The sequence below is a fragment of the Phormidesmis sp. 146-12 genome (genome assembly GCF_052939495.1).
On sequence record NZ_JBJPHS010000164.1, the window covers coordinates 1 to 10336 of the forward strand.

Annotated in this window: 8 protein-coding genes; 4 read left to right on the forward strand and 4 right to left on the reverse strand. The window is 49.4% G+C overall.

The annotated features are described in order from the left end of the window. Positions 1-395 precede the first annotated feature (395 nt). Both ACKFKF_RS32610 and ACKFKF_RS32615 read left to right on the forward strand, forming a co-directional pair. Complete coding sequence (locus ACKFKF_RS32610) at positions 396-812, forward strand: hypothetical protein (protein WP_446871551.1); 417 nt, start codon at positions 396-398, stop codon at positions 810-812. A 131-nt stretch (positions 813-943) separates the two neighbouring features. Continuing rightward, entirely contained in the window at positions 944-2404 is a 1461-nt protein-coding gene (locus tag ACKFKF_RS32615) for a glycosyl hydrolase family 57 (protein WP_446871552.1), read from the forward strand. A gap of 15 nt (positions 2405-2419) precedes the next feature. Here ACKFKF_RS32615 and ACKFKF_RS32620 read toward each other — a convergent pair whose 3' ends face one another. The 4 genes from ACKFKF_RS32620 to ACKFKF_RS32635 form a co-directional block, all read right to left on the reverse strand. Further along, positions 2420-3064, reverse strand: coding sequence for a Uma2 family endonuclease (locus ACKFKF_RS32620; RefSeq protein ID WP_446871553.1), 645 nt, complete (start codon positions 3062-3064; stop codon positions 2420-2422). A gap of 4 nt (positions 3065-3068) precedes the next feature. Further along, a complete protein-coding gene (locus tag ACKFKF_RS32625; protein ID WP_446871554.1) occupies positions 3069-3821 on the reverse strand; it encodes an endonuclease/exonuclease/phosphatase family protein in 753 nt (250 codons plus the stop codon). Between the two features lie 80 nt (positions 3822-3901). Beyond that, entirely contained in the window at positions 3902-7879 is a 3978-nt protein-coding gene (locus ACKFKF_RS32630; protein WP_446871555.1) for a magnesium chelatase subunit H, read from the reverse strand. A 459-nt stretch (positions 7880-8338) separates the two neighbouring features. Then, positions 8339-8824 (reverse strand): hypothetical protein, encoded by a 486-nt coding sequence (locus ACKFKF_RS32635; protein WP_446856164.1) that lies wholly within the window; start codon positions 8822-8824, stop codon positions 8339-8341. 226 nt (positions 8825-9050) lie between these two features. Here ACKFKF_RS32635 and ACKFKF_RS32640 point away from each other — a divergent pair, with 226 nt between their 5' ends. Together ACKFKF_RS32640 and ACKFKF_RS32645 are read left to right on the forward strand one after the other, a co-directional pair. After that, a complete protein-coding gene (locus tag ACKFKF_RS32640) occupies positions 9051-9236 on the forward strand; it encodes a hypothetical protein (protein ID WP_446871556.1) in 186 nt (61 codons plus the stop codon). A gap of 67 nt (positions 9237-9303) precedes the next feature. Continuing rightward, positions 9304-10336 (forward strand): chloride channel protein (locus ACKFKF_RS32645; RefSeq protein WP_446871557.1); only part of this gene is annotated, 1033 nt, incomplete at its 3' end.

Genomic DNA, 10336 nt, shown 5'->3' on the forward strand with positions numbered 1-10336 from the left:
ATATTGTCTCAAAGTCCCCCAAAATTGGGGGGTTGGGGGGCAGAAGTGCTGAATCACGAAGCGAAACTCCATCGAATTCACGTTTGGTTTAGGTTGATCGCTCCTGCCTCCTGTGCTGACCCCACCCCGCAAACTGAGCTAATCGCCGAATAACGCCAGCGGTCAACCTTCTACGGGTGCGGCGCTTGCTTTCACAATCGGTCATTCCTACAACATTCTCCCTCAAGGTTGATTTAACTGTGCGATGCGCTTTTCATATTATTAAGCAATGTGAAGGCTATTAATCTGCTAGATCAATTCGTGTTGTGACGATGCACAGCCACGCTTTGAAGTTAGCCGATTTTTTGACCAAGCCCCTTCCCAGTCGTCAATCCCTAGTTTTTCGGAGTTACCTGATGCTGAACCTTTCGTCTGGTGAGGAGATTGCTTCACCTTCAGCCGATGATTTTTTAGCCCCTTCTTCTGGCAGGCAAACGATTCGACCTGCTCAAGCAGATGTCTCGTTAAAATCGTCTGGCGACGAAACCCTGCGGTCAGCGTATGGCAAATCCAGCTTTGAAGCCTCGCTAGTCAACCCTTGGCGCAATGTGGTAACTTCTCCTCGTCCCAAGGCGGCTCCCGCTCCAATTCACGATCATGCTGCTCCTATCTCACCTTTGCGCGATCGCGATATTGCCGAGTTGTCGGGGCTGTTCGATCGAGAAGACATCTTAGAGTTAGAACAAAACGTCAATCATTACTTGATTCGTCTATTTCCTGAGCCTTGCTGGGAAGACGATGATGATTTGAGCTTTTTGAACGAACACCTTTGAAGGGATGAGGGATAAAGAAAAGCGGTGAGGGTGGAGCTTTAAGGTTTAAGGTTTGAAGTGGCATCAGAATTGGGGGTTGAATGAAATCCTGCTGATGCTGATTGGTTCTTGTCCCTTTCACCTTCCTTGCTATGGCTTCTTTGCTTCCCTCTCCCTTGATTGAACTGATTGACGGACTTCCTAACCTCTCAGGTCACGAATCGGAAGTGCGATCGCTCACCCAATCCGATGCGGCTGTTTTCTTGCCGACCACTACGGTCAAACTCGAATCGGTGAAGGCGACATTTGCGATCGCGCTGCACATGCATCAGCCGACGATTCCCGCTGGGACAGATGGCGCGTTGATCAGCAATCTCCAACAGATGTTTGAGCATCCCTACCTTGGCGACAACCACAATGCGGGGACGTTTGCCTGGTGCTATTCGCGCATGGGTGATTTTATTCCAGAGTTGGTGGCTCAAGGCTGCAATCCACGGGTGATGCTCGACTATTCGGGCAATTTGCTTTGGGGATTGAGGCAGATGGGGCGAGGCGATGTGCTGGACAATTTGAAGCGGGTGACGTGCGATCGCACCTACCAACCTCATGTCGAGTGGTTGGGGACAATGTGGGGTCATGCGGTCGTGCCGTCTACACCCATTCCTGACATCAAGCTACACATTCAGGCGTGGCAACATCATTTTGCGGCGATTTTTGGCTGGGAAGCGCTGGCGCGAGTGAAGGGATTTTCGCCTCCAGAAATGCATTTACCCAATCATCCCGATACGTTATTTGCGTTCATTCAGGCGCTCAAAGACTGTGGCTATCGCTGGCTGATGGTGCAAGAACATTCGGTCGAAACGCTGACCGGACAGCCGCTAGAAAATCGTCATCTGCCCCATCGACTGATCGCCCGCAACTCCCACGGTGAAACGGTTAGCATTACGGCGCTGATCAAAACTCAAGGTTCCGACACCAAATTAGTAGGTCAAATGCAGCCTTACTATGAGGCAAAAACGCTGTCTCGACAAACGATCGCCGGGGTCAATATTCCCCCGATCGTCACACAGATTGGCGATGGCGAAAATGGGGGCGTGATGATGAATGAGTTTCCTAGTGCGTTTGTGCGGACGTGGCATGAGGCGGCAAATAATCCCGATGTGGTGGGTGTGACGGGCACAGAATATTTGGAACTGATCGAGGCGGCAGGCGGTGATGACCAGGCGTATCCAACTTGTCAGGCGATCGCTCAACATCTAATCTGGCAGCGAGTCGATCCAGAAGCGGCCACAACTGAATTGGTAGAGGGAGCGATCGCCGATCTGACGCAAACTCAGCCCAACTTTCACATGGATGGCGCTTCGTGGACAAATAGCTTGAGTTGGGTCAAAGGCTACGAAAATGTGTTGACTCCGATGAATCAGTTGAGTGCCTTATTTCATCAAAGATTTGATAGTGAACCCTCTGAGATTACACAACAAGATAGCTACCGTCGATCGTTGCTCTATAACCTTGTGTTGCAAACCAGTTGTTTTCGCTATTGGGGACAGGGAGCCTGGACAGATTACGCACAAGAAATCTATCGTCGAGGCAAAGAGTTGTTAGAAAAATAAGTTTGTAACTTACTTCTAATGGGTTTGAAACTGAGTAAGCAGCCACCCTCCCACTTGCGATTGATCGGTTTCTCGACTTTGACGAAGGGCTGTTTCTAAAACTGTAAATTCTAAGCCTGGTAGCACTTGAGATCGATCAATTCTTTTGCTGCCGCGATCGATCATTTGAAACGCCAAAATTTCTGCTTTTTCGACATCCACGACCCAATATTCAGAGATGCCTAATTCTTCATACAGAGTGCGTTTGTTGCCGCGATCGTCGAGCAGTGACGTTTTAGAAACTTCGATCACAAGGTCAGGAACAGGATACAGTTCAAGATTTACAACATTGGTACCCGGTGGAACTGATTGAGCCTTTTCCCCCACATAATAAGACACATCTGGCTGAAATTCTTGCACCCCTACTTTGCGAAACGAGCAGTTGTCTAGCCCCCGTAGAGGAAGTTTTTTGACGATTCCGAAGACACCAACTGCGAAAATCATGAGGGCATGATCGGCTGCATGGTCAGACCCAATTGATGCCGTCTCAACCCTCATGTTTCCTTGGTAATAGTAGCCTTTTGCTTTTTCGTGGGCGGGGTCGTCGATCGTCTCAAGATACTCCTCCCACGACGCAGGAACCCAGGCATCTATTACTAATTTGGCTTTGAGTTCTACCATTGCTTCATTCGCCTTCGATCAAGACTTTAGCCACTACACCATTATGATCGCTCATTTTAATCGTGTTTGTGAAGCTTTCCCAGGCTGATACCTGATGACTTTTTGCAAAGTTTTGACTGATGCAAATGTGATCGATATTTTGGCGATTTGCTAATTCAAAGTCTCTCTCGGTGAGGCAGATTAAGTGATTGCGATCGAGTTCTTTTTTTAACAGATCTTCAACCTCTTTTGTACTGTACCAACCTGTTCCGTTTCGCGATTGATTAAAGTCTCCCGCCACGCACAAAGCATGATTTGGATATTGCAAAGTGAGATTTGCCCAATCGTTTCCTTGACGTAAAATTGCTTCTTGATGCTTTTCCCAAACGCTCACATAAGCTTCGTCTAGTTCAAGGTTTTTACGGCTAATTACGCCATAGTTTTTGTAAGGAATGATTGTTCCATAAACGATTAAATTTAGACCAGATTCTAGTGTTAATGCAATGCAAGCAGTCTCTATGGACTGAGATTCGATCAATACTTTTTGATGAGGAAGCCGAGAGCAAATCATCACGTCAGCATTTCTAGAACCATACTCTTGAGACAGAGTTGTTGAATAGTTGGGCAAAAATTCAGCAGCGAGTTCAGCGCCATATCTGACTTCTGTAAACACCCAAATATCTGCATTGATTTCTTGAATTTTTTGGGCGATCGCCTCTTTTCTACTCCAACTGCGAGGCGTTAATTTCTGAAGATTCCAGGTGGCGATCGTCAACATGATTTCACTTAAAAAAGGGACATAAAAAAAGGGACATGATTGCTCACATCCCTATTATTCCTTTAAGTTAGAGAAATTGACTACTCGATGCCTTCGATCTTGTCCTCAACTTCTTGATAGAGTTCACGCAGTTTGTCGAGATTTTCTTCGCTGGTTTCCCAGTATCCTCGACCGTTGGCTTCTAGCAATGTCGTCACCATTTTACGGAACGAGTTTGGATTGAGATCTAGCAATCGCTTTTGCATTTCTGCATCTTTGATAAACGTATCATTCGCGTCTTCATAGATCCAATTGTCTACGGCTCCTGCGGTTGCTGACCAACCCATTGTATTAACCAATCGCTTTGACAGTTCACGAACGCCTTCATAGCCATGACTCAGCATTCCCTCATACCATTTGGGATTGAGTAACTTGGTGCGCGCATCCAATCTCACCGTCTCAGACAGCGTGCGGACTTGAGCATTGGCCGTCGTCGTGTCTGCGATGAAAGAAACGGGCGCTTTGCCGTCATCTCTCAGGCGAGAAACGACCTTCGTCGGATCAGAGTCGTAGTAGTGCGAAACGTCGGTCAGCGAAATCTCAGAAGAGTCCAGATTTTGGAAGGTAACTTCCGCCGTTTTGAGCGCCGCTTCAAAGATCTTGCGATCCTGTCCCATTTCGCCCGGATTGTCCGACGAGAATGCAAACGACTTGCGCGCCAGATACATATCCTGAAGTTCGGCTTCGCCTTCCCAGGTGCTATTCTCGATCGCCAGGTTCACATTTGACGAATAAGATCCAGAGGCATTGGAGAAGACGCGAGTGGCTGCCTGACGCAGGTTAATGCCCATCTCTTCAGCTTGCTTGGTGGCGTGTTTGCGAACGAAATTCATCTCCATTGGCTCATCCGCTTCGGCGGCCATTTTCACCGCCCGATCGAGCAGTGCCATCTGGTTAATAAACAAATCGCGGAACACTCCAGAACAGTTCACCACGACATCAATGCGCGGACGACCCAACTCTTCGAGCGAAATCAACTCAACTTTATTAATCCGCCCCAGAGAATCGGGAACCGGACGCACCCCAACCATCCAGAAGATCTGCGCCAGCGATTCGCCGTAGGTTTTGATGTTGTCAGTGCCCCAGAGGACACAGGCGATCGTTTCAGGATAGCGGCCTTCATTTTCGGCACACTGACGAGCTAAGAGGCGATCGACGACAATTTTGGCAGACTTGACCGCCGCCGCTGTCGGAATCGATTGGGGATCAAGGGCGTGAATGTTCTTACCCGTCGGCAACACGTCAGGATTGCGAATCGGATCGCCACCCGGCCCAGGAATAATGTATTCACCTTCCAATCCGGTTAGCAGTGCGCCGAGTTCATTGTCTGCAACGACTTGCTTGAGGCAAAATTCCAGATACTCAAACAGCGGCTTGATTTGTTCGACATCGACTTTGGTGTAGCCTGCACTGTGCAGCGACTCGATCCAGGGTTCCTTTTTGCCCATGTTGAAGAAGTTGAGCATCGTCACTTTAGAAACGCGCCCATCTGCATCGATTTGAGCCTGCACCATCGCGCCCACTGCATCGCGAACAGCCATCGTAATGTCTTGCAAAAGCTGAACGTCTTCAAGAACGCCGCGATCGCTCCCTTGATAGATATCGTCAATATCACGACCCACGCTGTTGGCAATGATCCGAGTCAAGCTCACGACATCCTCCTCGGCCCGATCCAAACTGGCAATGTTGACTAAAGTTGCGATCGCTTCTTCCGCCGTCGGAGGCTTGCCAATCACATGCAGTCCACAGGGCAGCAGCCGCGATTCGATCTCCATCAGTTTGATGTAAACCTTGCCCACGATGTTGTCTTGCGCTTCGACCGTCATATCTTTGACGCTGTGATCCGGTAGAGCAATGTCACGATCGAGGTTGACAATCCGACATTTATCGACGATCGTATCCACAATCTGCACCCCTCGACCCGAATCTCTGAGCGATTGGTAAGACGCAACCAGTTCGCCCAGTTCTTTCAAACCTTTGTACAGTCCAGCATTTTCGGCAGGCGGAGTCAGGTAACTGATCGTTTCGGCGTAGGATCTGCGCTTGGCGATCGTCGCTTCCGACGGATTGTTAGCCGCGTAGTAATAGAGGTTGGGAATGGTGCCAATCAAGCTATCGGGGAAGCAGTCACCTGACATACCAATCTGCTTACCAGGCATGAATTCTAGCGATCCGTGAGTGCCAAAGTGCAGAACGGCATCAGCCTTCCAGATCTTCTCTAAATACGTGTAGTAAGCGGCAAACCCGTGATGGGGACTGGCCGATCGTGAGAACAACAGCCGCATCGGATCGCCTTCATACCCAAAGGTCGGCTGCACTCCGATAAACACGTTACCAAACGATTTGCCATACACCAGCAGATTTTGACCGTCGGTGTTCAAGTGTCCAGGAGGCGGGCCCCAAGACTCGTGCAGCTTCTCAGAATAAGGCGTTAGCTCCTCATATTCGGGCACCGACATTCGATAAGCGATGTTCAATTCGGGGCTGTTGTACTGCGCTCTGGCATCATGCAACACTTCCAGCATCAGCGCTTCGGCCGTATCCGGAACGCCTGCAACGTCGTACCCATTGTTTTGCAGCGCTTCCAAAACTTTGTGAATCGAGCCAAACACATCTAGATAAGCAGCCGTTCCGACATTACCTTTGTCGGGTGGAAAGCTGAAAACCGTGATGGCAACGCGCTTCTCAAGTTTGGGCTTGCGGCGCAGACTGGCCCACTTCATGGCTCGTTGCGCGATCGCTTCTACTCGATCTTGCAGGGCGATCGCTTTCCCGGTATTGCCGTCGCGTCCAGAAAGAATAATCGGTTCGATCCCACCATCCAATTCAGGTAAGGCAATCTGCAACGCCACTTGAATCGGGTGCAATCCCAGGTCACTGTCCTGCCATTCTTCCGTCGTTTGGAAGACCAGCGGCAACGCCACCATATAAGGACGGTTGAGACGCTTGAGGGACTCGATCGCTTTGGGGTGATCTTGACGCGCCGGGCCGCCCACCAGTGCAAATCCAGTCAGCGAAACCACCACATCCACTACGGCATTCTTGGAAATCGGATCGTAGAAAAACGCATCCACAGGCTTCGAGAAGTCTAATCCTCCCGCAAAAACCGGAATGACTCGTGCGCCCATGCACTCCAATTCTTGCACCATTGCCACATAGTGAGCGTCGTCCCCGGTGACTAAGTGCGTTCTTTGCAGCACCAATCCCACATAGGGCGCTAACGGATCTTTGGTGTCAGCAGGAATGTCTTTACGCGAATCAAACCAGTTCAAATATTCTTTAACATCCTCAAACATCTGAGGCGCGAGGGGATGCCAGATGCCCAGATCAGGATAGGTGACAGGCTCCTGATACGCCAGCACTTTCACCTCTTTGTCTTTGATCACATACTTGTCAGTCAGCATCAGCAGGAAGTTTTCTAGATTTTCCTGTGAGCCACCGAGCCAGTATTGAAAGCTCAACATAAAGTTGCGAGCATCCTGCGCCTTGTCCATCGGCAGATATTTCAGCACTTTGGGCAACGTTTGCAGCAGCTTCAACATCCCATCTTGAAAGCCAGCGCCTTGCTTTTCTTTGCGCTTTTTCATGAACTGAGCGATCGCGCTCTTTGACTGACCCAACTGAGCCATTGAAAAGCTGCCCATCTTATTCAACCGCATCACCTGCGGCATCGACGGGAAGACGACGGCCACATCGAGGCGATCGCGATAAGGCTCGACCGCTGCGACGACCTTATCAGCCAGGTCTTCTAAGAAAATGAGCGAGGCAATGAAAATATTAGCTTCAGAGACATCTCGCTTAAAGTTTTCGTAATTTTCAGCATCCCGCAGTTCTTCAATCAGATAGCCGCTGATTTCATACGCGAGATTGGGATGGTTTTGGTTAATCGATCGAATGGCAGCAGAGAGCGCGCTTTGATATTGCGGCTCTAGCACGACATAGACCACCTTTACTAAAGACCGTCCCTGAAGGTTGTCGGGTGCAATGTGTCTAATGGTGGGCTTGACGTGGGTGAACATGCTAGTGAGACTCCTTGCGATGCGTGTTCTCTTCTTCTAGTCAGTCGAGGGAGTGAACTTTTGACGAGCCGTTGCTGCTGTCTAAAATTCAGACGGAGATAGTCTATACAGATAGGAAATCGAAGTTTCCTCAGCGCTTAGAGCAACCTTCTTGAAGTTTCTTGAAGTCGTTTTCTCTCACAAGCGGGTGCAGACGTAAAGTTATCCCCGTGTATGTTTTTACCAGAAAACGCATACCAGAAAAGCATTCTGGCGAGTATCTGACACAATTTGATAAGAACTCTGAGATATTTGCTTACGTTTATTTACAAATAGCCGAGTATTAGCTCATAATGTTGTTTCTAAAAATTTACATTCTCAATTTAGAAGAACAACTTTGGCCAAAACAGACGGACAGACCCCCAACTTCTCTTTGAAGGTCAAGGATCTGAAATGCTTTTTTGGAATGCGATCGCCAGCTTAAGGAGTGCGATCGGGCGAGGTTTGAGGCGATTCACCCATTCGCTCAATCTGGTTTAACACGCCTTGTAGAGAAATCTTTTGGCTGGCAACGCCTCCGACCACAGCCATCGAGAACCCCAATAAAATCAAACTGCCCAAAAGAGCGAGAAGCTGAGAATGTTTGGAAACGCCAGAGTCGCGCAAAATTCTTGCCAATGGGCGACTTTGACGGCGCAACATCTTCTCGGTCACCTTTTGTTTTTTGGGTGAAAACGGGTCGCGAACGTAATGACCGCTCATACTGACCACAAGCCGTTGCCGACAGTGAGGACAGGTCAACAAACCATTCACCATTTTGACGGACTGCAAACCGCCCATCTGATGGCAGACTGGACAGGGGGAAGAGTGGCGATCGAAGGTATCAGCATTCATCAGGCACTTTTGGTTGTCACGTGACAAAATGACAATTTTTTTAAGAGAACTGATCAGCGGCACACTTGCCATCAGAAACTAACCAATATTCTGGCTCAGTTTATAGAGCATTGCGAAAAATTCACGATCGACTTTTCTCACAAACCTCTCTCAGGCGAGTCTATCCAGGTTTTTCTCGATTTCTAATTTCTGTGGCCTTAAATAGGTTTAGCTTTATACCCAGTATGGATCAGAAAGCCCTTCGCATGATTTTTTATAGAAATTTTATAGAAAATCTTCTCAAATCTCAGGGCTATTTGTGCAGAAATCTGATCCTCACGTCGATCGCCAACAGTCTAAACAGGAGTGCTATTTTGAGGGTTTCTCGGTGCGATCGTACTGCCCCATTGGCTTGTCTGGGACGATCGCTCTACATCTGTTGATTGTTGAGGCACGATCGCGTTTAGCTTTTGATAGAGCGCCGATCGCAAATTTCTTGTCTTAGCTGTAATTCATGACTCACAATGAGAGTAAGAAATAAAAATTAACTTTGTCTGACGTAAATATCCGGGATGCCTTCTGTTTCTTCGCCAAAAGGCTTGTCGTCCGAACCGCAAGCACCCTCTCCTCCTCCTTTACCCGGTACACTTCGCCTCCAGCCGTCCCCCGAAACGATCGTCCTGATTTTGGCCGTCGTAATTGGGGGCAGCGCAGGTATGGGAGTTGTGACCTTCAGATACCTGATCGAAATTCTGCATCATCTACTGCTCGAAGACGGGATGGGAACGATCGCTCACTTGGGCGCGTGGACGTTGGCCTGCGTTCCGACTCTGGGCGGGGTGTTGATTGGGCTAATGCGCTGGTGCTTTAAAGACTTTGGCCCTGGCATTTCTTCGCTGATTGCTGCGGTGCAGGCGGGTCAAGAAATTTCGGTGATGCGTCCGGTTACTAAAATGGTTGCGGCGGCGATTTCTCTGGGATCAGGGGCATCGTTGGGGCCAGAAGGGCCGAGCGTTGAGATTGGCGCAAACTTAGGGATTCTTCTAGGTCAGGCGTTGCGAGTGTCTCAAGAACGCCAGCGATTGCTGTTGGGGGCCGGAGCCGCCGCGGGGTTGGCCGCAGGATTTAATGCACCGATCGCTGGGGTGTTCTTTGCGCTAGAAGTCGTTTTGGGTACCACGTTTGCAACTTCGGCAGCGAGTGTAGTTCTTTTGTCAGCAGTCGTTTCGGCGCTCGTGGCTCAGATTGGATTGGGCGCTCAACCTGCCTTTAATCTGCCCGTGTATGAGGTTCGCAGTCCCTTAGAATTGCCGCTCTACCTGGGATTGGGGCTGTGTGCCAGCCTGGTATCGATCGCTTACACCAAGTCGCTCCAGTGGTCACAAAACTGGTTTAACGGCAAGATTCCGGGATTCGCTTGGATTAACCAGATTCCGAGAGAACTTCACCCCATCATGGGCGGACTCTTTGTGGGACTGGTCGCCCTCCAGCTACCGCAGGTTTTAGGGGTGGGATATGAAACCGTTGAAGCCATGCTGCGAGATGTGGAGTTTTCTCTCAGATTGCTCGTGGCGCTATTGGTGGTCAAACTGTTTGCAACGGCGA